Source organism: Rhodococcus huquni, assembly GCF_055231055.1.
This window is the reverse complement of sequence record NZ_JBUYWE010000009.1, coordinates 78,734-99,349: the sequence shown is the minus strand read 5'-3', so window position 1 is coordinate 99,349 and position 20,616 is coordinate 78,734. Positions and strand designations below refer to the sequence as shown.

Genomic DNA, 20,616 nt, shown 5'->3' with positions numbered 1-20,616 from the left:
CGGTGGGCTGTGCAAGAGTTGCGGTGCCCACCGGGCAGTTCAGTCGTATTCAGGAAGGACCGCAGCATGCCGCCCCGTCGCCGCACTGGCGAAACGACCACGTCCAACCCTCTCACGCCCGAGAACCTCGAGGCCCTCGCGGCGGCGCTCGCCGCCGGGAAGCGGGCCACCGTCTATCTGCGAGAAGCCGTCCCGGGTCTGGGTCTGCCCGCCGGAACATCCGCGAAAGTTATTTCGGTTCAGGGAAATACGGTGATGATTTCTCCGAAGGGTGTGAACGACGAGCTTCCGTACGAGGCCGAGGAACTCCAGATGACGCGGCCTTCCGCGCCGAAGGCGGCTGCGCCGAAACCTGCTGCGTCGAAGACCCAGCCCGCCACCTCAGACGTGCCGGCAGTGCACCAGGGGATCGAGCCGGGCCCGCCTCCTGCCCCCAAAGCGCCCTCGCGGGCACCGAAAGCAGCAGTCGCTCCGGTGACAAGTGACGCCCCGAAGGCTGCACCAGCTCGGCGGACCCCGTCGAAGAAGACCCCGGCCGGTGTCAGCGTGACCATCCACGCCGGCGCGGACAACGACTGGAGCGTCACCGTCGCGCACGGTGCGAAGCGGCCGGGAAAGGCCGTACCGGTCACCCCGGATTCGGTGGAACGAGCCGTCCGCGAGTTGGGCGAGGCGACCGCGATCGAGGCGGTCGAGAACATTATCGTTGCTGCTCGCGACAAGGCCGCGGCCCGGGTGAACGAACTGAGCCAGCAACTCGAGGAAGCGCGCAAGCTGCTCGAAGCGCTCGGTGACGCCGAGTAGCGGTTCCAGTCGAACAACTACCTGCGCAATTCCCCACGGAAGGCCACGCCGAAGTGGAAGTCTGATAGGGAGAATACGACAGCGGGGTACTTCCGGGAGGCTAGAAGAATGTTCAAGAGGTTCGCGGCAGTATTCGCGGCAACAGCAGCAATCATGTGTACGTTCGCCGTCGGCACGGGCTCTGCGGCTCCGGGTCCTGCGGTCTTGGGCGGCGGCTCCGGCATCATCGTGAACGACGAACTACTGTGCTCGATCACGACGATCGGTCACGACAATTCCGGAGGCCTCGTCGGTCTCACCGCAGGACACTGCGGAGACGAAGGCGCGACCGTGGTCCCCGAGTATCAGCCGGACAGCGGTGTGGTCGGACGTATCGTGAAGTCGAATCCGGATTACGACTACGCGGTCATCGCGTTCGATCCGGCCAAGGTCACGCCGGTCAACCGAGTCGGCAACGTGTCGATCGCGAAAATCGGTGACCCGGCATGGTTCCCGCAGATCGCGTGCAAGGAAGGTCGCACCACCGGCAATACCTGCGGCATCGTCTACGGCGACATCCTGCAGTCACAGGAGACATGGACGCAGGCGTGCGTTGTCGAAGGTGACTCCGGTGCACCACTGGTTGTCGGCGACACCCTGGTCGCGATGGTGAACGCTTACCTGGGGTTTGCCTGCTTCGGCCCGGAGATCGGCACCAACATCTCGTCGATCATGCACGACATGAACGTCAGTGGCGGACCGGGAGCCGGCTTCAGACCCATCTGATCTCGCACTCGTCAGCCAGAGGCTCTGCCGGAAATCGATCCGGCAGAGCCTCCGGCGTTTCTGCCCAGTACCGAAGCGGCGGATACCGCTGCGGCCGGCCGACAGACCGTGGTACTACGAGAATGTGACCAGGGGATTGTGGGCATGGATATGCGTTGCCTGTGGCAACGAGTACCCGCCCTTGGAATCTGCGCCCCGTGAGTGCCCGATCTGCGTCGACCAGCGCCAGTTCGTCCCCGAGCGTGGCCAACGATGGGTGCGTCTCGACGATCCGGAGCACAACGACCGCAGACTGACGGTGGACGAGATTGCGCCCGGTCTGTACTCGTTGCAACTGACGCCCGCCGTCGGGATCGGGCAGCGTGCGCTGTTCGTGCGCACACCGGCAGGAAACGTGTTGTGGGAGCCGCCGGGCTTCGTGGGTGAATCTTTCGTTCGGTGGCTCGAAGCGAACGGCGGCGTCGACGCGATCTCGTCGAGTCATCCACACCTGGTGGGTGCGAGTGTGTCTCTGAGTCATCTGCTCGGCGACGTGCCGGTGTGGTTCAACAGCCTGGACGCGAGCTGGGTCACGCGCCCCGATCCGGTGATCGAGTGGTGGTCGAATCGTCGCGGGGTGATCGATGGCGTCGAACTCGCGCAGTGCGGAGGCCACTTTCCGGGCAGTGCAGTGCTCCTCGTCAAAGGCGAGGACGGGGCCGGTTCGATCCTCACCGGCGACACCGTGATGGTCGGTGCCGACCGGCGAAGCGTGTCGTTCATGCGCAGCTACCCGAACCTGATTCCGCTCTCACCGCGCCTGGTGCGCGGCATCGCAGACACCCTCGAGTCGCTGCCGTTCGAGAGCATCCACGGCGGATTTCCCGGGCACGACATCATGGAGAACGGCCCACACGTCGTGCGGTACTCCGCCGACCGCTATATCGGCTGGATCACCGATACGATCCGCGATCCGGACGACCCCGACGACGACTGATTCTCAGCCGCACACAGCCCCGTTCGATGCGGAACCCACCAGTTTCGAGTACTTGGCCAGCACGCCGCGGGTGTAGCGCGGCGGCAACGGCTCCCAGCCTTCGCGGCGGCCGGCCAACTCGGCTTCGTCGACGAGAAGGTCGAGTGTTCCATTGCCGACGTCGAGCCTGATCTGGTCGCCGTCGCGGACGTAGGCGATCGGCCCGCCGTCCACGGCCTCGGGTGCGACGTGGCCGACGCACAGGCCGGTGGTTCCGCCGGAGAACCGGCCGTCGGTCAGGAGCAGCACGTCCTTGCCGAGCCCGGCGCCCTTGATGGCTGCGGTGATGGCCAACATCTCGCGCATGCCGGGACCACCCTTCGGTCCCTCGTATCGGATGACGACGACGTCACCTGCGGCGATGGTCCCGTCCTCCAGCGCGTCCATGGCCGCGCGCTCGCGGTCGAAGATGCGGGCGGTCCCGACGAACACGTCCGAGTCGAAGCCGGCGGACTTGACCACGGCACCGCCCGGAGCGAGCGAGCCCTTCAAGATCGTGATTCCGCCGGTGGGGTGGATCGGCTCGCCGAGAGCGCGCAGCACCTTGCCGTCCGGGTCGGGCGGAGCGATGTCGGCGAGGTTCTCGGCCAGGGTCTTGCCGGTGACGGTCATGCAGTCGCCGTGCAGCAGTCCGGCATCGAGCAGGGCGCGCATCACGACGGGGACACCACCGATTCGGTCCACGTCCGTCATCACGAAGCTGCCGAACGGCTTGACGTCCGCGAGGTGGGGGACGCGCGACCCGACGCGAGCGAAGTCGTCGAGGTCCAGATCCACGCCGGCCTCGTTGGCGATGGCGAGGAGGTGCAGAACCGCGTTGGTCGACCCGCCGAACGCCATGACCACTGCGATGGCGTTCTCGAATGCTTCCTTCACGAGGATGTCGCTCGCGCGGATTCCGCGTCGGAGCAGTTCGACGACGGCCTCGCCGCTGGCGCGTGCGAAACCGTCACGGCGGCGATCGGGTGCGGGCGGAGATGCGCTGCCGGGCAGTGACATTCCGAGTGCCTCGGCGGCGCTTGCCATGGTGTTCGCGGTGTACATGCCGCCACACGCGCCTTCACCCGGACAGATGGAGCGCTCGATGGTGTCGACGTCGCCCTGGCTCATCAGGCCGCGCGAGCACGCGCCGACGGCCTCGAAGGCGTCGATGATCGTGACCTGACGTTCGCTGCCGTCGGAGAGTTTCGCGACACCCGGGAGGGTCGAACCTGCGTAGAGGAACACGCTGGCCAGGTCGAGTCGGGCTGCGGCCATGAGCATGCCGGGCAGAGACTTGTCACATCCTGCGAGCAACACGGAACCGTCCAGCCGTTCGGCCTGCATGACGGTTTCGACGCTGTCTGCGATCACCTCTCGCGAGACCAGCGAGAAGTGCATGCCCTCGTGGCCCATCGAGATGCCGTCCGACACCGAGATGGTGCCGAACTCGAGGGGGAACCCGCCTGCCGCGTGAACCCCTTCCTTGACGGCCTTCGCGAGCCGGTCCAAAGACAGGTTGCACGGGGTGATCTCGTTCCAAGACGAGCCGACCCCGATCTGTGGCTTCACCCAGTCGTCGTCGCCCATGCCGACCGCGCGCAACATGCCGCGTGCGGCGGTCTTCTCGAGGCCGTCGGTGACGTCGCGGCTGCGGGGCTTGATGTCAGGTGCGTCTGGACTCATGTGTCCCAGAGTAGGCGCGAACGCAAACAGGTACCGGGCTATCGGGGTGGTCGAGGGTCTCGTCCGGTCAGGGCGATCAGCTTGTCCTGGAGGGGAGCATCGTCCGGCACGTCGACCGAAGGTGCGAACAGTCCACTCTCGGCGAGCATGTCGCGCTGGTCGTCCATGTCCGCCCACACGGCTTCGACGAGTGTGGCGTCGAGGGTTTCGCCGGAACCGGAGGCCCGGGCGAGATCCCAGGTGTGGATGGCGACGTCGGCTGTCTGCTGCCGCAGGTAGAACTCCACCTCGACGGTGCCGAACGACAGGTGTACCGGCGCCTCGGGATCGGCGACGGCCCACGCTTTCGATGCGGATTCCGAGTACCGCCGCCATTCGGCGCGCAGGTCGCCGTGGAGGGGCACGACGGCGGCTTCTGCGTCCGCCAACGACTTCCCGGCGAGAAGTGACGGAATCCATTGCTGTTCCACGATGACGTGCCGGATCAGATCGGTGACGTCCCATTCCGTGTCCGGAGTGGGCGCCGACCAATCGGTGACCGCCTCGACGCGCTCGCCGAACTCGTGGTGTGCGGTGCGTTGGAGTTCGAGCCAATCGAATGCCATATGCCCAGGGTAGGGACCTCAGCGCCGGGCGTGAAGGCGTTCGGTGAGTTCTTCACGGTCTTTCACGAACCACACATGCTTGCCCTGATTCGATTCGTGGACGTAACTCGCCAGCGCGGAACTGCGCGCGACGTGGGCCGAAATGTCGCCTACCAGCGCTACCCGGAGGCCGTACGTCACGAACTTCTGCGTGATGTCGCCGGCCACCCGGGTGTCCAGATGGAAGAACTCGTCCGAAAGCCGTTCCACCGGAATCGCGGCGATATCGGGCCAGTCCAGCCACACCTCGCCGATCACGTCTGTCGCTGCCCGTTCGGAGTCGATCGAGTAACCGTCGGACGAGAAGTGGAACACCTTCGTTCCGTGGATGTGGTCAGTCATGTCGTTCCTCGTGTGACTGAAAGTCGAGTTCTCGCTCTGGTCCGGTGGGCATCAGATGACCCACATCGGGTAGCACCTGCACGTCCGCGTGCGGCGTGGTCGCGGCCAGCCGTGACACGGTCTCGGTCGAGTCCACGGCCGCGTCCTCCGCGCCCACCACCACCTGCATCGGCATGGTCAACGTGCGAAGGTCCGCGTCGGTGAAGACCGGAAACTCGAGTCGGTATCGGAAATGCTTGTTGATCAGGCGTAGTTGGTCGCGCAGTTCGGTGTATCGCTCCTCGGGCATCCTCGACAGTTCCGGTCCGAGCATTCTCGAGAGACTTTTCCGCTGACCCCATTCGCCGAACGGGCCCAGCAGGATTGCCGCCAGCACGAAGCCCTTCTTCTGCTTACCGATCCCCATCGGGCAGTACAGCGACATCCGGTTCACACGCTCGGGGCGCCTCATGGCGTAGTCCAAGGTGAGCCAGCCTCCGAAGGACATCCCCACGAAGCGTGCGTCACCGATTCCGAAGTGATCCAGCACCGCGTCGAGCCATGCGGCGTGCGCATCGCCGACGAGGGCCGGACGTGTGGGGGCGCTGAGGCCGGGTTCGCCGATCACGTCGACGGCATACACCCGAAAGTGCTCCGCCAAGAACGGCATCAGGTCCCTCCATTGCGCCGAGCTGCTTCCCGAGCCGTGGATCAGCACCAACGGTGGACCGTTGGCTATGCCCGAGACGACGACGAACGTGTCGCCTTCCGGGGTGGGAACGTAATGCTGCTCGTTCGCCACCGGCCACTGCTCGTGCGACCTCGCGCTCGCCTCGCGAATCAGGCGTGAGCCTTCGTCGGATCGGAATGCGCTCATCGGTCACCGTCCGCGACGATGGCGTCGATCATCTCGAAGATATTGGCACTCGTGATGAGGCTGCCGAACACGACGACCTTCAGATGTGCGCGTTCCTCGTCGTAGATCGCCTGGATGCGGAGGCGGTCGTCGCCCTCGCGCTGGTGTGCGTTCGCGGAGGTCAACAACGTACTGATGCGGTCGACGATGTGCCTGTCGACGGCGCTGATCTCCACTGCGCTCGATACCTCGACCGTGCGATGCCGACGTACCGATGCACTCGTGGACGGCGGAGCGTCCCGCCCGATGAAGGCCTCGAAATCCTCGCGGGCGATGCGGTACTGCTTTCCGATCCGGACAGCCGTGAGCCGGCCGTCACGCAGGTAGCCACGCACCGTGCGGACATGGAGGCCGAGTCGTTCGGCGACCTCGTCGGCGGTGAACCAATCCTGCGTCATGGAAACTACCTTATCATTCCCTATTTAGGGAATGATAGGGAGTGATAAGGGAGGTCTCGTCAGTCTCGGGTTTTCGATACTTGCATGTGAGCCACAGCAGGTAACCAAGCCCGACGCTCACGTACAACGTCCCGAGAAGGTGCTGCCACAGCATCCAGTCGAGTTCGTGGTCATCCCTGCTCGGCAGGAGGTGATGCGGGCCGATCAGGAAGATCGCGCCGATACCGGTGGCAGTGAAAGCGGTGGCGCGACCGAGCGGGCGCGACAGGCCGAGCACCAGCGCCAGCAGCGTCGGCGCGGCCCACACCCAGTGATGCGACCACGACACAGGTGAGGCCAACAGGATCGCCGTCGCGTTCGCCGTCAACGCGAGCACGAGGTCGCCATGAGAGAGCGCGCGCCGAATGGCGAGCACCGCAACGGCCAACGCTAATGCGGCGGCGACCAGCCAGAACACCGATCCGAGGTGCTCGGGCGGATCGAATCGTGAGATGACGGCCTTGAGCGACAGATTGTTGGCGAAGTAGGCGGCACCGATTCGGTCTGTATTCGGGAGGATCTCCGACCAGTACTTCGTGGAGGTTCCTGGCATGAAGACGTAGGCCAGCGCGGTCAGGCCGAGCGCCCCACCGACGATGTGACCGCTGGTCCGCCAGTCTCGCCTGAGTAGGAACAGCAGCAGAAAACCGATGGGGGTGAGCTTCACTGCTGCGGCGAGTCCGATCAGCACTCCACGTGGCCATTTCGGCTTGCGTGCCAGTACATCGACGGCCACCAACGCCATGAGCACGATGTTGATCTGCCCGAAGCTGATGGTTTCGCGGACAGGCTCGAGCAGCAGCGCCGCGGCGACCGCGGCGACAGTCGCCGTCCACGCCGTCCGAGTGCTCCACTGCGGGCGCACCCGACCGAGGACCATCCGCAGTGTCACCGCCAGCGCTGCAACCGTCACCAGCGAGAAAGCAAATTTTCCGAGCCCGACGGGGATCAGTGCCAGGGGGACGAAAAGAATCGCCGCGAGCGGCGGGTACGTGAACGGCAAGCCGAAGTCCTCGACCACCGCGGGAAGGGCGCCGTAGATGCCGCCGTCGTCGAGCAGCACCGTCGCGCCCAGTCGGTATACGAGTAGATCGATGAAGTCGGTGCCGACGATCAAGACCGTGGTCAGGCCAACGGACAACACGCAGGCGGATGCAGCAACGACAGCGCCCGCACGGCTGCCGAAGAACTGTTCGAATGAAGTCGGGCGGGTTCGGTTTTGCCCTGAATGTCGCACTTGGTCACCTTAGTGGGGCGAGATGACCACGGCTGCGTCGATATCGCCCGGACGGCGGCGAATCACGCTCCGAGCCCTGAACGCTGCATCTTTATGGTCGCCCCGATCCCAACAGGTGCGCGGAGCGCTCGCGGGGGACAGGATGGGGGACGACAGATCCACGGAAGTATTGGAGAACGCATGCCCATCCCCACCGTCGAACTTGCATCAGGGCTGACCGTCAGCGCTCAGGGCTACGGAGCGATGTCCGTTGCGCCCGTATACGGCCCGGTGGATGCGAAAGAGGCGCTGTCGACTCTCAATCACGCCATCGACATCGGCGTCACGTTCATCGACACTGCCAACGTCTACGGCGAAGGTGCGAGCGAACTTGCGGTGGGGCAGGTTCTCAAGGATCGGCGTGACGAGGTTCAGTTGGCGACCAAGTTCGGACTGGTCGGCAACCTCGCGACCGGGCAGCGTTCGATCAACGGCAAGCCGGAGTACGTGGCACAGGCACTCGATGAGTCGTTGGCCCGACTGGGTGTCGACGAAGTCGACCTCTACTACCTGCACCGGGTGGACCCCGAGGTTCCGATCGAGGACACCGTGGGCGCCATCGCCGAACAGGTCAAGGCCGGTAAGGTCCGCAACATCGGGCTGTCAGAGGCCACGGGCGACGAACTGCGCCGTGCGTACGGCGTGCACCCCATCGCTGCGATCCAGAGCGAGTGGAGCATCTGGTCGCGCGATGTGGAAAAGAAGGTCGTTCCTGCGGCCGCCGAACTCGGTATCGGTTTCGTCCCGTACTCGCCCGTCGGGCGCGGATTCCTCACTGGCACCTACGACCCGGAGGTGTTGGGCGACAAGGATCTACGCCGCCGCTTCCCGCGCTTCGCCGACGACGCGCTGCCTGCGAACCAGAAGGTGATCGACGTGATTCGTGAGGTCGCCCAGGAAGCCGAAGCGACGCCGGCTCAGGTGTCGTTGGCCTGGCTCGACGCGAAGGCTCGCGTGTTCGGCCTTCCCTCGGTGTCGATTCCCGGTACCCGCTACGCCTCACGGGTCACCGAGAACGCCGGCGCGCTGGACATCACCCTCACCGCCGAGCAGGTCGCACGCCTCGACGAATTGGCCGACATCACGGTCGGTGCCCGCTCCGCCGATCAGAACTGGGTGTCACAGGGCCGGGAGTAGAAGACAACCGCTCCGCGTCGGTGCGTCGGTATATAAAGTTCTGTCGGAGTTCATTCGCAGCAGAACAGGTTGGTAGCAGCACTCGTGATTACCGGTGAGATCAAGGGCCAGATCGACCGAATTTGGGACGTCATCTGGTCGGGTGGCATGTCGAATCCGCTCGAGGTGGTCGAGCAGCTCACCTACCTGTTGTTCATCAAGCGTCTGGATGATCAGCAGACGACGGCGCTCAAGCGGGCGAACTTGCTGGGCGACCCGATCGAGGGCAACCCGTTCCCGGTAGGCACCGACGAGCAGGGCCGCGACTACGACGACCTGCGTTGGTCCCGCATCAAGCACATGCATGCCGACGAGGCGTACGAGGTGGTCGCGCAGCGAGTGTTCCCCTTCATCCGGGAACTGGGCGGCGACGAGTCCACGTATGCGCAGCATATGAAGGAGGCGCGCCTCACCATTCCCAGTGCGGGATTGTTGTCGCGGGTGATCGACCTGCTCGACGGTGTGCCGATGGACAACCTCGACACCAAGGGTGACGTCTACGAGTACCTGCTCTCGGAGATCTCGTCGGCGGGCAAGAACGGGCAGTTCCGTACGCCGCGGCACATCATTTCGCTGATCGTGGAGATGATGGCGCCCGAGCCTGGCGACACCATCGTCGACCCAGCGTCCGGCACATGCGGCTTCTTGGTCGCCGCAACGGAGTACATGCGGAGCAACCATGCGGACGGGATCAGCTCCGGCAAGGGTCGCGACCAGTTTCACCGCGAGATGTTCCACGGGTTCGACTTCGACAACACCATGCTGCGTATCGGGTCGATGAACATGCTCCTGCACGGTGTCGAGCAGCCCGATGTGCGGTATCGGGATTCGTTGGCCGAGACAAGTACCAGTGATGCTGACGCATATTCGATGGTGCTGGCCAATCCGCCGTTCGCGGGGTCGCTGGACTACGAGAACACAGCAAAAGATCTGCAGAGGATCGTCAAGACCAAGAAGACCGAGCTATTATTCCTCGCACTCTTCCTGCGGCTACTCAAGCCCGGTGGGCGCGCCGCGGTGATCGTTCCGGACGGGGTTCTGTTCGGTTCCTCGAAGGCACACAAGGAACTTCGCAGGATGCTAGTGGAGGACCACAAGTTGGATGCGGTGGTGAAGCTGCCGTCCGGTGTGTTCAAGCCGTACGCCGGGGTGTCGACTGCGATCCTGTTCTTCACGCGCACCGATTCAGGTGGTACCGACAACGTGTGGTTCTACGACGTGCAGGCGGATGGTCGGTCTCTGGACGACAAGCGCACCGCGCTGCTCGACGACGACAAGCTGGGTGTGCTCGCGAAACTGACCGAGGACGAGCACGCGAAGAACAATTTGCCGGATGTGCTGCGGCGCTGGAAGTTGCGGGACTCGGACGAGCTGTCGCGCGAGCGTACGGAGCAGTCGTTCTGTGTTCCGAAGGTGGACATCGCCGCGCAGGGATACGACCTGTCGCTGAATCGGTACAAGGAGATCGTTCACGAAGAAGTGGAGCATCGCGCTCCGGCGGTGATCCTCGACGAACTGGATCGCCTCGAAAACGAGATCACCGAAGGTATGTCGAAGCTTCGCAAGATGCTCGCCGGCGGCGCGGAGTGAGCGCGTGGCCGATAGAGCCGCTGGGGGAAATCTGCGACATTACGATCGGACGAACCCCCTCCCGCTCCCGCTCTGAGTACTGGGGCGCGGGCGCTCCTTGGCTCTCTATTGCCGATATGAACCAAGGGCGCGACATCACCGCGACCAAGGAGCAAATTACGCGGGTCGGCGCGGACGAATCAGGTGCGCGTCTTATCGCGCCAGGAACGGTGCTTCTCAGCTTCAAGCTCAGTATCGGCAAGGTCAGCATCAATCAGATTCCGGTCTATACAAATGAAGCTATCGCTGCACTGGCTATCAAAGATGACAATCAGTTGACTGCTGGTTGGCTGTACTGGGCGCTACGTTCGATGGACTTGCACTCGGGCCATGACCGCGCAGCGATGGGCGCGACTCTCAACAAGGCGAAACTGCTCAGAATACCGGTTCCCCTCCCTACGCCCACTGAGCAGCGCCGGATCGCGGCGATCCTCGACCACGCTGACGCGCTCCGCACCAAGCGCCGCGAAGCCCTCGCCCACCTCGACGAGCTGACCCAGTCGATCTTTATCGACATGTTCTCGGGACATGCGGACGCGGAATCGGGCATACCTGTAAAGTCACTGAGTGACGCCGTGGCAGAAGGAACGATCGTCACATACGGCATAGTTCAAGCGGGTGATGAGTTTCCTGGGGGTGTGCCGTACATCCGTACCGGAGACATCGTGAACGGTGAGGTAGTTTCTTCCGCGTTGCGTCATACTGATCCCGCGATCGCCGCCAAATTCACGAGGTCACGAGTCGAGTGCGGTGATCTGATCATGAGCATTAGGGCTACGGTCGGAACAACCGCGATGATCGGCGAGGATCTTGATGGTGCCAATCTGACTCAGGGTACGGCGCGAATTTCGCCAGGTGATGAGTTCAATGGACGTTTTCTCTTGGCTTTCTTACGCGCCCCTCGAACTCAGCATTGGATCTCACGGCAGGTCAAAGGTGCAACCTTTCGAGAGATCACTTTGAGCCGATTGAGAGAGCTTGAAGTTCCTGTGTTTCCGCTGAGCCTGCAGCGCGAGTTCGCCACGCGGATTCGAGAAGTTGATCTGGTCAAGGCCCACCACCGCTCAGCCCTCGCAGCCCTCGATGATCTCTTTGCCTCCCTGCAATCCCAAGCCTTTAGAGGTGAGGTGTGACCGACTTCGTCCCAGGGGCTGTTCACGATCGTCGAGGTCGACAAAGACCTATTTCGAGTAGCGCTAGAGACCAGGCTAGGGGGAGAGCGGAAGGGGAGCGGAGCATCACTGTCCGTACTGCCTAGTCACATGCGGATGGGCAAGCCGGTGCTGAGTCGTCTCGCATGTGACCGATACGCTTATGGTGGCGGCACCAGCCGCCCGACGCTTGCGGACGGGAGGCTGCATCGATGTTGATGACCCCCAACTGGCGTGAGTGGTATCACTTTCGCCACCAGCAAGGGTGTTTGGTGTCCGGCGCGTTGTTTGAGGATTACGTCACCCGCATCCTCGGACGCTTCCATGACGATTACACCAACCCGTCGCCAGCGGGCACGCTTGGAGACGGTGGATGTGACGGACTGGCAGAGGCAGGTGAGATCTTGTACGCCTGTTATGGACAGCGGCCTTTACGGAACGCTGAGCGTGAACTTCAAGCCAAGCTCGCTTCCGACTTCGCTCGAGGGCACGACTGCTGGCCCAGCTTCTCGACGTGGCGCTTCATTACCAACGCACCTGTTGGCCCTGAGACGCTTAAGTCCTTCACATTGCTTCAACAACAGCACCGTGTGGGAACGCAGCGGCCACTCACTATGCGGATTTGGCGACCAGAGGAATTGTGGGTCGAGATCGTCTGCACCTTCACGCTCCCGGTCCTGAACGAGCTCTACCCGGGTGCCCCGGGGATCGACAACATTGAGCTAGCCGACCTGCTGCCTCTACTTGACACGCTTGGGCGGCCGGACGATGGTGAAATTCTTGACGATTCGATCCTCCCGGTGCCGCCCGACAAGATGGATTTCAATAACTTGCCTGCCGCTTCGCGGTTCGAGTTCAACAGCGGCCGCCTCATGGCGCCACGGATCGACAAGTGGTATGCAGAAGCCTCTGATCCGGCTCTGGCCGACGCTCACGGTGAACGCTTCAGAGAGATCTATCTGAACACTCGCGACGTGACGACCGAACCCGCCGAGGTTCTTGAGCGAGTTTATGTTGCCGTCGCGGGGCAGAATTTCCGGATGGATTCGAAGCGGGCGAATGCTGCCTACGCCGTTGTGTCGTACTTCTTCGACTCGTGTCACATTTTTGAGACGCCGCCAGCAAACCTCGGGGGCAGTGATGCTGCTGCCGACTAAAGGTGTTTCTGCTGAACGCGCCATCCTCACGGTCGGGGCCGACGTGCTGCAACACCTGCAAACACCTAGGTCCGTTACGGGGCTTTGGGAGAGATACACCACAGGTCAGCGCGCGGCGGGCAATGCGAATCAAATCACCTTTGACTGGTTCTCGCTTGCATTGGCCTACCTGTACGCCATCAACCTGGTGGAGTGGACGCCATCGGGCTATCTGAGGCGAGCCCGTGTTCATTAGCTCACTCGGTTCATCCGACGACCGATTTAAGTCCCTTCGGTTTACGAACGGTCTCAACATCCTCATCGCGGACCGAACTGAGTCATCAGCCCAAGGTGAGAGCCGAAACAGCGTCGGTAAGACCAGCTTCGTGAAGATCCTCAGATACGTCATGGGCGGTGACCTGCCGACCGAATTCAAAACGCCCGAGTTGGCGAAGCACTCTTACTACGTCACGCTCTCGCTACCTTCGGTCGACGGGATCGGCGAAGAAGAAGTCACTGTAACGCGAGCGGTCTCACCAACGACTCGGGTCAAAATTAGTGGCTGGTCAGCCGTCACCGAGCACGAATCTATTCCAGTGGAGGAGTGGCGAGTCCTACAGCGGCAACACCTGTTTCATATTCCAGATGACGTTGCCCGGCCGACTCCTGGACAGCTCTGGGGGCAGCTGGTACGGACATACTTCGGAGCGCCAACCAAGGTGTATCAGGTGGAGGCGGACTGGGAATCCGCTGTCCGAATCGGTCACCTGCTGGGCTTTTCATCCGAGATTCTCGCTAGGTCGGGTGAATTGGATCAATTGACCAAACAGAGCAGGGTGATCCGTAAGGCAGTCAAGGAGGGCGCAATCACGCATCTGGCTCTCGATGAGTCGAAGCTACGTGCTCAGCTCGCGAACGCACGGCGGCAGCGAGATCGGGCGCAGGAGTCGCTCCGGGCTTTCAGGGTGGACAAGCAGTATGGCGAGCATCAGCGTCAGGCAGATGATCTCACCGCATCGATCGAACTACTGAATGACGAAGGGCTCGCTCTCCAACGCCGACACCGGCAACTGGAGACAGCGCTCCATGACGAGGTCGACCCGGCTGAGGACGTGGCACTCAAGGACAAGCTCGGTCGTGTCTACAACGAGCTCGGTGTCGTCCTCCCCGAGCGGGTCGGGCGACGATACGACGAGGTAGCTGCTTTTCATAGGTCGATTGTCCGTAACCGCCGTAGTTTCCTCCAGCAGGAGCTTGACGCGGTTACGACGCGGCTGACAACTGTTGACGCTCAACGACGTTCCCGCGATGAGGAACGCTCCAAGATTCTCCGTTTGTTAGCCGATACTGTTGCACTCGATACCTTCTTTGCCGTTCAGCGAGATTTGGCTGAGCTGGAAGCAGAGGTCGCCGATCTCGAGCGCCGTCTCGAAACGGCCGCATCGATCAGTCAGATGGACGACACCGTGAAGTTAAGGACCGCGGAGCTGGTAACCACGATTCGTGCCGAAATGCGCGAACGGTCCGGTTCGCTCGATGAGTCCATCGCGTTGTTCGATGAACTCGGCTCGGAGATCTACACAGATCGGGACGCAATTCTGTTGGTCGCTCCCACCGACAAGGGGATCCTCAGGGTCACACCGCAGGTCTCGGGCGACGCGAGCACCGGAGTGCGCAGCGTCGAGACCTTCATGTTCGACACCACCTGCCTAATCTCCGCCATCAGAAGCGGCCGTGCGCCTCGAATCTTGGTCCACGATAGCCATCTGTTCGATGCGATCGATGGTCGGCAGATTGCCTCATGCCTCAACATCGGGGCCCGTCTGGCTGAGCAGAACGACTTCCAGTACATCGTGACGCTGAACTCGGATTTTATCGATCTGGTGGAGGCGCAAAGCGACGGTGCGTTTGATGCGCAACCATATGTAGTGCCGACCCGGCTGACCGACGAAACAGATGACGGTGGCCTTTTTGGGTTCCGCTTCAGCTGAGTCAGGAGCGGCCACCTGTGGATTCAGCGGGAGCGTGACCTGAGCGGATCACCAACGATCGTGCAGTATCGAGCCGCGATTCCGAAAGTATTCGTCGTCGTCGACTTCCGCATTTGCTGTCGGTGGCTGCGGCGGCTCGTATTGGAGTTGGTATTCGCCTTCCTCGACCATTCGCGCAACTTCGTCTTCCGGTAGCTGATCGACTACTTCAGCAAACCGCTCCGTCAGGGGATTCAAGACCCGACTGAACGCCGACGAATCGTACAGATCGCGAAGGCTGGCGCGGCCGCTCAGCACCGAGTCGAGTTGCTCGACGAATTCCGTATCGCCGCTATCTGATTCGCGGAGAGTCTGCAGAGCACGGCGCAGGTGCTGTGAGGCGCCGGCATCGTCACGGGCAATGTCGATCAGAGGTTCTTCGCTGTTTTCGCTCACGATTACACGCCCTTGTGATCGTAGGCATTGCCCGGCAATGCAGGCAGCTCAATCGCGCGGGCGCCACCGGCGTACCCGGCAATGAGCCCGATTGCCGCTTGGGTCGCGTTCCAAGCCGCATCGTGGAACGCCACGATTTCCTTCCAGATTGTGAATGCGCGAGCGATGAGTGCAAGCGTTGCACTGCCCGCGATCACGCCGCCTATTCCAGTGATCCATCCCGCAGCTGTTGCTGATGCGGATACCGCCGCCATGATCAACGTGTCGGTCAACATGCCAAACAGCCCAGATACGGCCTTCGAGGTCTCGTACATGCCGTCGGCCATGGTCTTGACCTGCTCGCCGATCTGACGCAGCGGGCCTCCGCCCTTAGAGACCGCGGCAGAAAGCTCTGTGAAGTAGTCGCCAGCGGATTCTGCCGCGTTTCCGGTCCACTTGCTACGCATGACAGCGAGCTCATCATCTATCGAGCTTCCGAAATCTGTCGAGAACTCGGACAGTTTGACCAGAGCATCGCCGGCCTTCATAACGGCCTCCCAGTCCCCGGTGAAGTTTCGTGCCACCTCTTGCCAGGGGTCGGTACCAAGCGCCTTCTGTGCAACCCATCCCAACCAATAGGAAGGCGAAACGTACTGCGAGTGTCCCAGGACGTTCTCGACGAGATCGGGTACCGGGTCGGCTGCGCTTGGGGCGACCAATGCAGCGGTGGGTTGGTCTGTACTCATGTCTGTGCCGATCTGGTCAGGCTGGCGGGTACGAGGAGTCGAGGGCTGCGGCATGTTGTTGATCCGTCGTCTCGTAGTTCGAGGCCGCTGCAACCAATTCCTGGGCCGCAGCGGCCGTCAAGCTCCCCAAGCGCCGTAGGTTGGCGTCTATGTCTTCCCTCATATCTGAGATCTTCTCGACCGCGGGGACGAACATGCGCCCTTCGAAGTACCCGATGGACAGCCACTCGTTGAGGTACGAAATTCCACGATCTGCCTGCCCGGACAGATCGTTGAGATGGTCTGCGAAGCGCCTCAAGCTGTCGGGATCGACGTCGAACTCTGCCATGGATTCCTCCCCCTAGATTTCCGGGGTGGAGGTTACCGCACCGAGCCGTGGCCTCCATGAGCAGATTGCACTCCGGCAGCGACTACGCCACTATTGCGCAGTGCCGACACCTGAGGACTCGACAGTGCGCCTGGCTACGAGGCCATCTGGAGCAGATGGCTCACGAAACCACGATCTGGTCGATCAGCTTCCCGACGTCTGCGTTACTCATGGTCGGACCGCTTCTCGCCGTATCAAGATCAATGTCACGTCGCGACCAACGATCCCGCACGACTACCAGAATGACCTGGAACGACTGACAACGCTGGGGGACGGACCGTTCTCTCGTTGGCTCCAACGAACCGCAAAAACTCACTTCGTCGCTACTTCGTGGCCGGTCTGCAATGACTGTGACGCGACGCTGCGATGGCCGCGACGCAAAGCCTGGCTTACGGCCGCGTTCGGCGTCGGAGCACTTGTGTTCGTCGTCGTCGCACTTATCGTCGGCGGTCAGCAGACATGGCTCGGAATCCCGATGTTCGGTGGTCTCGCTGCATTGCTCTACGCGCCCCTGAACATAGTGGATCCCGTCGAGGTCACCCATGCTGTTGCTTCGCTCGACGGTACTGAGGTGTCGATACTCGAACCCCACGAGAACTTTGTCGCAGCGTTGGGAACGGACGCGTAAGACAAACCAGTGCGCATGACGCCGATACGGCAGACAATGACGTGCCGTCACTGTCTGCTGTATCGCGGCCCCTTCACCGATGTGGTTGTGCACCAACGAATGATGCTCGCGCTTCGGCTTGTTGGTCGATGTTCTAACGGTTTGGTTCTCGGTTCACCGGCGCGCCGCCGGTCACCTCGCGCGTCCAGGTTTGGACTCGCCTGGTCCTGGTGCTCTTCGGTTGATCGGGTGTTCGGACCTGCTCGTGGCGCGTTCGCAAGGTCTCCGCCCGTTTGGCCGCGAACCGGTGCAGGTGTGCCCCCGCCGTCCGGGCGGAGAACCGCCTGTCGGGGCTGCTGCGCTTGAGTCCACGGGAGACCATGATGACCGGAATGAAGAGGACGCTGATAGCGATAACCGTGATGCGGAAAGCCGCCCCTATGCTCGCTGTCTCGAGAATCCCCAAGACGATGCTCAGAGTCATAATGAGGTAAGTGAGGACTGCTACCAACGTCAGGATTACAGCTAGGTCGTAGTCGCGAAAGGCGAAACTTCGGGCCGTCCCAAAGACGGCGAAAATCGCAATAGCAGCAGAGACCGCACTCACCGCCAGCAGTCTCGAGGACATGGCAAGGGCGTTGAAGTTGTCAGTGTCGAAAGCCCAGGTCACCCCGATCAGAATGAGTCCCGGCAGAGCGGCGGTGGATACGATCGCCGCGAGGTCCTGCGCGGTCTTCCGGCCCAGTGTGGCCACCAGTACGGGATCTTCCGGATCCCATTGCCGTGAAACGTTTTCCAATGCCAGGATCTGTTCTTCAGCGTCTACTTCGGGCACTCTACGCTGCACGGGAGTCTCCTTCCCGAGGACGAACCCGGCGTCAGTAGCGATGGCAGCGATGACGATCGCACAGAACAGCAGCGCGATCGAATCGATACCGACGTGCGTTGGTACACCCCTGAGCAGGATAGCGGCGCCGACGAGAATCGATCCGAAACCGAGGGCGGTCCCGAGAAATGCGAGGTTTCGCTGCCTCGCATGAGCGAGAACGTCGTCTGATCCAGCTGTTGGCGCTGCCCACACCGCCAAGTTCAGAGCGATAACCAATGCGGCCAGTATGCCCAAGATGGCGGCGCCACTACCGGGGTCCAGCGTAAGAACCACGCTGATGTGTTCTGTCGCAGGGCCCTTCGACCATGTGCTGCTCCACTCCAGGAAGCGCACCGAACACGCGATTCCCCCATAGGCAACCAGGCCGACAACGACTTGTCGGCGCAGATCGCGCCAGAATCGCTTGCTGCGTTCCGCTACTTTCCTTGCAACCTCGAGCTCATTTTCCTGGTCTTTCACAGATTCCCCCGAACGGAGAGTGACGCCGTACGTCACGCGTGCGAACCTCTCGGCTCACGCTTCCTTTTTGGCAGCTGTACAGACTGGCACAAGGCGCCGACAAGTTTCGGCTCAGCAACTCTGTGTGGGTGAAGGATATGAGCGTATGACCGCGCTTGGGGCGAAGCGCAATCGCTGGTAGTGCGTGCCGTCCCCTTGCGCGTGTCCAGCTAAAGCTGAGCGTTGACGCGGCCCATGGCCTGCGAGGTTGCCTCGTCCGTGGTCAGCGTTTCCGCGACCTGGGCGCCCACCATGTCGTGAATGGCTTTGAGGCATTCGATGTGCTCGTCGAGACGATCGACGAACTGCTGGGTGGTATCAGAAAGAATCCCCGCAAGCTGGTGCCCGCAGTCGAAGTTCCCCAGGGGGAGCAGTTCCCTCTGGTTGCGCATTCGTTGACGGGTTTCCCGCAAGGAAGTGATTGCCTCGGTGCAGGCGTCCGCACAGTCCTGAGCCACATCGGGATCCAGGACCAGCTCACCGGCTTTCGCTTGGCCGGCCAGCGATAACAATCCGTCCAGCCCTGACACTTCATTACTCATCTCAGAATCCCCCTGTTATCTGGTATGCGGATGAACGATAGCCGATCAATCAGGCATTTCGGAGACCAGTGCCTCGCCGACTCGCAGTGCCCAGTCACACATTGGCGTGGTGTCCTTGGTGAACGGCGACCTGTCGACTTGCATGTTCATCACTCCGCCGTTCTCGAACGGCACCACGAGCCAGCAGAAAGTACCGGGTTCGTCACCGTCGTCGCGGTAGGTGAAACCCTGCCGACCAGCGACTGCGACATCGCGAAAATCGATGTTGCCGTATCCGTTACGAAACTGATCGACTGTCGCAGTTGCGGACGAATTGACGATCACTCCAAGATCTTCGCCCGACCATTCGCAACTCTTCCACCCCGGCTGCCCTGGACCGTTCGCTCCCGTGCCGCTGGGTACCGGGTTCACGGCTGCCTTCTGCAATGCGTCGGCGGGCAACGAACACGGATCCCATGGCTGAGCCTCAGGTGCAGCCGGCACGTCAGGGTTGTCGCCAGTGCAGCCGGCGGCACCGAGGGTGACCGCCACAAGCACAGTTGCCGCACCCGCGGCATTCCGGATCGTCATGTGGCCATCTTTTCATCACATCGCTGCAAGGCGGACGGTGGCCCGAAGGCACCGCCCGCCTTCGATCACGGCTGATGCTTCGGTGGATTACCGAAGATCCCATACGGGTCGCCCGCCAGGAATGCTTGGTTCTGTGTTTCTGCGCGGGCAGCCACTTGCGCCCGTTCCTGCGCGGCAAGCTGCTGATGGTGCTGCCACTTCTGGAACCCTTTCACTCCCAGCCACACGGCTAGCACCGTCAGAACCACCCACCAGAGCTTGATGAGCAGCCCGATCGCAAACAAAATCGCGATTCCTTTGAGGATCGGATGGTTGTTCCGGCGTGGCGGGCGGCCGTACCCCTGATAGACGTTGTTCTGGTACACGTTGATCTGCCCGTGATTCGGGCCGTAATTCATGTTGCCCATGATGATTCCTTCTCTGGTCGCGATCGAGATCAGTTGACGAGTTCCCAAGCGCCGCAGCGCTTCGTCGTGAAAGCGACGTCCGAGGGCGCGATCGTGACGATCGCTTGCCCGGACTCATTGCCGTTGGCGAGAATCTCGCCGAAATCACCCGAGGTACCGCTCGCGCGCTGCCAGTAGCAGCTGCTGCTGCCTGCTGTGCGGTAGGTGCCCGGCGCGATGTCCTTCCCTACCAAGTAGATTCCGTCCCTGGTGATCCTGGATTTGGCAGCCGCCTGTTCCTTCGGAAGCAGCGCCTGCTCCCGCTTCGCCAGATCCGCCGAAATCCGATCGAGCTCGGCTTGGCGAGTATCGAGGCCGGTTGCGCGAGACTTGAGCGAATCCCGCTTCTGTACTGCCTCTGCCTCCCGTTGCGCGGCAGTCACTTCACGCTCCTCGGCCCTAGCCGTCTGCTCCGCCAAGTGCTGCGCGCGCTGGTCGCCCTTCACGTCTTTGCCTGCGCTGCCGACAGCAAGGCCCGCGGCCAACGCCACAATCAGTGCCGCAATCCACGGCCACCGTCGCGGCTTCCCGGTCTTTACGGGGGCAGGCTGTGGTGCGGGCTGGTTCGTGTCAGTCATCGATGTTCCTCGGTACTCAGTACGAGACTGCGA

At 62.2% G+C, this 20,616-nt stretch carries 24 protein-coding genes; 10 read left to right on the top strand and 14 right to left on the bottom strand.

Annotated elements, in window-relative coordinates:
- Positions 1 to 66: 66 nt before the first annotated feature.
- The 3 genes from ACZI8R_RS16590 (at position 67) to ACZI8R_RS16580 (ending at position 2,545) form a co-directional block, all read left to right on the top strand.
- Positions 67 to 804 carry a DUF6319 family protein gene (locus ACZI8R_RS16590; RefSeq protein WP_463380743.1) on the top strand — a complete coding sequence of 246 codons (738 nt, stop codon included), beginning with the start codon at positions 67 to 69 and terminating at the stop codon, positions 802 to 804.
- Between the two features lie 108 nt (positions 805 to 912).
- Positions 913 to 1,569, top strand: a complete 657-nt coding sequence (locus ACZI8R_RS16585; protein WP_463380742.1) for a S1 family peptidase — start codon at positions 913 to 915, stop codon at positions 1,567 to 1,569.
- Between the two features lie 136 nt (positions 1,570 to 1,705).
- On the top strand, positions 1,706 to 2,545 hold the full coding sequence (locus tag ACZI8R_RS16580) for a hydrolase (protein ID WP_463380831.1): 840 nt from the start codon (positions 1,706 to 1,708) through the stop codon (positions 2,543 to 2,545).
- A 3-nt stretch (positions 2,546 to 2,548) separates the two neighbouring features.
- Here the strand turns inward: ACZI8R_RS16580 and ilvD are convergent, their stop codons facing one another.
- Genes ilvD through ACZI8R_RS16550 form a run of 6 tightly spaced genes read right to left on the bottom strand, consistent with a single transcriptional unit; the run spans position 2,549 to position 7,711 of the window.
- On the bottom strand, positions 2,549 to 4,249 hold the full coding sequence (gene ilvD, locus ACZI8R_RS16575) for a dihydroxy-acid dehydratase (protein WP_463380741.1): 1,701 nt from the start codon (positions 4,247 to 4,249) through the stop codon (positions 2,549 to 2,551).
- A gap of 38 nt (positions 4,250 to 4,287) precedes the next feature.
- Complete coding sequence (locus ACZI8R_RS16570) at positions 4,288 to 4,854, bottom strand: TIGR03086 family metal-binding protein (RefSeq protein ID WP_463380740.1); 567 nt, start codon at positions 4,852 to 4,854, stop codon at positions 4,288 to 4,290.
- A gap of 18 nt (positions 4,855 to 4,872) precedes the next feature.
- A complete protein-coding gene (locus tag ACZI8R_RS16565) occupies positions 4,873 to 5,235 on the bottom strand; it encodes a DUF4180 domain-containing protein (protein WP_463380739.1) in 363 nt (120 codons plus the stop codon).
- Positions 5,228 to 6,091, bottom strand: coding sequence for an alpha/beta fold hydrolase (locus ACZI8R_RS16560; protein ID WP_463380738.1), 864 nt, complete (start codon positions 6,089 to 6,091; stop codon positions 5,228 to 5,230). Before ACZI8R_RS16560 ends, ACZI8R_RS16565 begins: the two co-directional genes overlap by 8 nt.
- Positions 6,088 to 6,552 carry a helix-turn-helix domain-containing protein gene (locus tag ACZI8R_RS16555; protein ID WP_463380830.1) on the bottom strand — a complete coding sequence of 155 codons (465 nt, stop codon included), beginning with the start codon at positions 6,550 to 6,552 and terminating at the stop codon, positions 6,088 to 6,090. Before ACZI8R_RS16555 ends, ACZI8R_RS16560 begins: the two co-directional genes overlap by 4 nt.
- Entirely contained in the window at positions 6,542 to 7,711 is a 1,170-nt protein-coding gene (locus tag ACZI8R_RS16550; RefSeq protein WP_463380737.1) for a glycosyltransferase 87 family protein, read from the bottom strand. The genes ACZI8R_RS16555 and ACZI8R_RS16550 overlap by 11 nt, the downstream gene beginning before the upstream one ends.
- Positions 7,712 to 7,984: 273 nt before the next feature.
- Here ACZI8R_RS16550 and ACZI8R_RS16545 point away from each other — a divergent pair, with 273 nt between their 5' ends.
- The 6 genes from ACZI8R_RS16545 to ACZI8R_RS16520 all read left to right on the top strand — a co-directional run bounded on the left by ACZI8R_RS16545 (position 7,985) and on the right by ACZI8R_RS16520 (position 14,926).
- The gene (locus ACZI8R_RS16545; protein ID WP_463380736.1) at positions 7,985 to 8,980 is read left to right on the top strand and encodes an aldo/keto reductase; all 996 of its coding nucleotides are present in this window, start codon (positions 7,985 to 7,987) and stop codon (positions 8,978 to 8,980) included.
- Between the two features lie 84 nt (positions 8,981 to 9,064).
- The gene (locus ACZI8R_RS16540) at positions 9,065 to 10,609 is read left to right on the top strand and encodes a type I restriction-modification system subunit M (RefSeq protein WP_463380735.1); all 1,545 of its coding nucleotides are present in this window, start codon (positions 9,065 to 9,067) and stop codon (positions 10,607 to 10,609) included.
- Positions 10,606 to 11,781, top strand: a complete 1,176-nt coding sequence (locus ACZI8R_RS16535; RefSeq protein WP_463380734.1) for a restriction endonuclease subunit S — start codon at positions 10,606 to 10,608, stop codon at positions 11,779 to 11,781. The genes ACZI8R_RS16540 and ACZI8R_RS16535 overlap by 4 nt, the downstream gene beginning before the upstream one ends.
- Before the next feature lie 230 nt (positions 11,782 to 12,011).
- Positions 12,012 to 12,956, top strand: coding sequence for an ABC-three component system protein (locus ACZI8R_RS16530; RefSeq protein WP_463380733.1), 945 nt, complete (start codon positions 12,012 to 12,014; stop codon positions 12,954 to 12,956).
- Positions 12,940 to 13,191, top strand: a complete 252-nt coding sequence (locus ACZI8R_RS16525; RefSeq protein ID WP_463380829.1) for an ABC-three component system middle component 6 — start codon at positions 12,940 to 12,942, stop codon at positions 13,189 to 13,191. Before ACZI8R_RS16530 ends, ACZI8R_RS16525 begins: the two co-directional genes overlap by 17 nt.
- Before the next feature lie 130 nt (positions 13,192 to 13,321).
- Positions 13,322 to 14,926, top strand: a complete 1,605-nt coding sequence (locus ACZI8R_RS16520; protein WP_463380732.1) for an ABC-three component system protein — start codon at positions 13,322 to 13,324, stop codon at positions 14,924 to 14,926.
- A gap of 48 nt (positions 14,927 to 14,974) precedes the next feature.
- Here ACZI8R_RS16520 and ACZI8R_RS16515 read toward each other — a convergent pair whose 3' ends face one another.
- Genes ACZI8R_RS16515 through ACZI8R_RS16505 form a run of 3 tightly spaced genes read right to left on the bottom strand, consistent with a single transcriptional unit; the run spans position 14,975 to position 16,414 of the window.
- Positions 14,975 to 15,361: a hypothetical protein gene (locus ACZI8R_RS16515; protein WP_463380731.1), complete on the bottom strand. Its 387-nt coding sequence runs from the start codon at positions 15,359 to 15,361 to the stop codon at positions 14,975 to 14,977.
- Positions 15,362 to 15,363: 2 nt separating this feature from the next.
- Positions 15,364 to 16,140 (bottom strand): WXG100 family type VII secretion target, encoded by a 777-nt coding sequence (locus ACZI8R_RS16510; protein ID WP_463380730.1) that lies wholly within the window; start codon positions 16,138 to 16,140, stop codon positions 15,364 to 15,366.
- Positions 16,103 to 16,414, bottom strand: coding sequence for a type VII secretion target (locus ACZI8R_RS16505; protein WP_463380729.1), 312 nt, complete (start codon positions 16,412 to 16,414; stop codon positions 16,103 to 16,105). Before ACZI8R_RS16505 ends, ACZI8R_RS16510 begins: the two co-directional genes overlap by 38 nt.
- Positions 16,415 to 16,871: 457 nt before the next feature.
- On the opposite strand from ACZI8R_RS16505, the gene ACZI8R_RS16500 reads away from it, so the two are divergent.
- Positions 16,872 to 17,081 (top strand): hypothetical protein, encoded by a 210-nt coding sequence (locus ACZI8R_RS16500; protein WP_463380728.1) that lies wholly within the window; start codon positions 16,872 to 16,874, stop codon positions 17,079 to 17,081.
- A gap of 133 nt (positions 17,082 to 17,214) precedes the next feature.
- Here ACZI8R_RS16500 and ACZI8R_RS16495 read toward each other — a convergent pair whose 3' ends face one another.
- The 5 genes from ACZI8R_RS16495 to ACZI8R_RS16475 form a co-directional block, all read right to left on the bottom strand.
- Positions 17,215 to 18,444 (bottom strand): hypothetical protein, encoded by a 1,230-nt coding sequence (locus ACZI8R_RS16495; protein ID WP_463380727.1) that lies wholly within the window; start codon positions 18,442 to 18,444, stop codon positions 17,215 to 17,217.
- Positions 18,445 to 18,617: 173 nt separating this feature from the next.
- Positions 18,618 to 18,989, bottom strand: a complete 372-nt coding sequence (locus tag ACZI8R_RS16490; RefSeq protein WP_463380726.1) for a hypothetical protein — start codon at positions 18,987 to 18,989, stop codon at positions 18,618 to 18,620.
- A gap of 45 nt (positions 18,990 to 19,034) precedes the next feature.
- Positions 19,035 to 19,559: a DUF3558 domain-containing protein gene (locus tag ACZI8R_RS16485; RefSeq protein ID WP_463380725.1), complete on the bottom strand. Its 525-nt coding sequence runs from the start codon at positions 19,557 to 19,559 to the stop codon at positions 19,035 to 19,037.
- A gap of 65 nt (positions 19,560 to 19,624) precedes the next feature.
- The gene (locus ACZI8R_RS16480; RefSeq protein ID WP_463380724.1) at positions 19,625 to 19,966 is read right to left on the bottom strand and encodes a hypothetical protein; all 342 of its coding nucleotides are present in this window, start codon (positions 19,964 to 19,966) and stop codon (positions 19,625 to 19,627) included.
- Positions 19,967 to 19,995: 29 nt separating this feature from the next.
- Positions 19,996 to 20,583 carry an Rv1352/Rv1906c domain-containing protein gene (locus ACZI8R_RS16475; protein WP_463380723.1) on the bottom strand — a complete coding sequence of 196 codons (588 nt, stop codon included), beginning with the start codon at positions 20,581 to 20,583 and terminating at the stop codon, positions 19,996 to 19,998.
- Between the last annotated feature and the right edge of the window lie 33 nt (positions 20,584 to 20,616).

Bases quoted from the DNA above. Each gene is read 5' to 3' on its own strand.
- ACZI8R_RS16570 (WP_463380740.1), bottom strand. From the start codon at position 4,854: ATGGCATTCGATTGGCTCGAACTCCAACGCACCGCACACCACGAGTTC.
- ACZI8R_RS16545 (WP_463380736.1), top strand. From the start codon at position 7,985: ATGCCCATCCCCACCGTCGAACTTGCATCAGGGCTGACCGTCAGCGCT.
- ACZI8R_RS16530 (WP_463380733.1), top strand. From the start codon at position 12,012: ATGTTGATGACCCCCAACTGGCGTGAGTGGTATCACTTTCGCCACCAG.
- ACZI8R_RS16585 (WP_463380742.1), top strand. From the start codon at position 913: ATGTTCAAGAGGTTCGCGGCAGTATTCGCGGCAACAGCAGCAATCATG.
- ilvD (WP_463380741.1), bottom strand. From the start codon at position 4,249: ATGAGTCCAGACGCACCTGACATCAAGCCCCGCAGCCGCGACGTCACC.
- ACZI8R_RS16565 (WP_463380739.1), bottom strand. From the start codon at position 5,235: ATGACTGACCACATCCACGGAACGAAGGTGTTCCACTTCTCGTCCGAC.
- ACZI8R_RS16560 (WP_463380738.1), bottom strand. From the start codon at position 6,091: ATGAGCGCATTCCGATCCGACGAAGGCTCACGCCTGATTCGCGAGGCG.
- ACZI8R_RS16475 (WP_463380723.1), bottom strand. From the start codon at position 20,583: ATGACTGACACGAACCAGCCCGCACCACAGCCTGCCCCCGTAAAGACC.
- ACZI8R_RS16490 (WP_463380726.1), bottom strand. From the start codon at position 18,989: ATGAGTAATGAAGTGTCAGGGCTGGACGGATTGTTATCGCTGGCCGGC.
- ACZI8R_RS16505 (WP_463380729.1), bottom strand. From the start codon at position 16,414: ATGGCAGAGTTCGACGTCGATCCCGACAGCTTGAGGCGCTTCGCAGAC.
- ACZI8R_RS16480 (WP_463380724.1), bottom strand. From the start codon at position 19,966: ATGGGCAACATGAATTACGGCCCGAATCACGGGCAGATCAACGTGTAC.
- ACZI8R_RS16510 (WP_463380730.1), bottom strand. From the start codon at position 16,140: ATGCCGCAGCCCTCGACTCCTCGTACCCGCCAGCCTGACCAGATCGGC.
- ACZI8R_RS16485 (WP_463380725.1), bottom strand. From the start codon at position 19,559: ATGACGATCCGGAATGCCGCGGGTGCGGCAACTGTGCTTGTGGCGGTC.
- ACZI8R_RS16525 (WP_463380829.1), top strand. From the start codon at position 12,940: ATGCTGCTGCCGACTAAAGGTGTTTCTGCTGAACGCGCCATCCTCACG.
- ACZI8R_RS16590 (WP_463380743.1), top strand. From the start codon at position 67: ATGCCGCCCCGTCGCCGCACTGGCGAAACGACCACGTCCAACCCTCTC.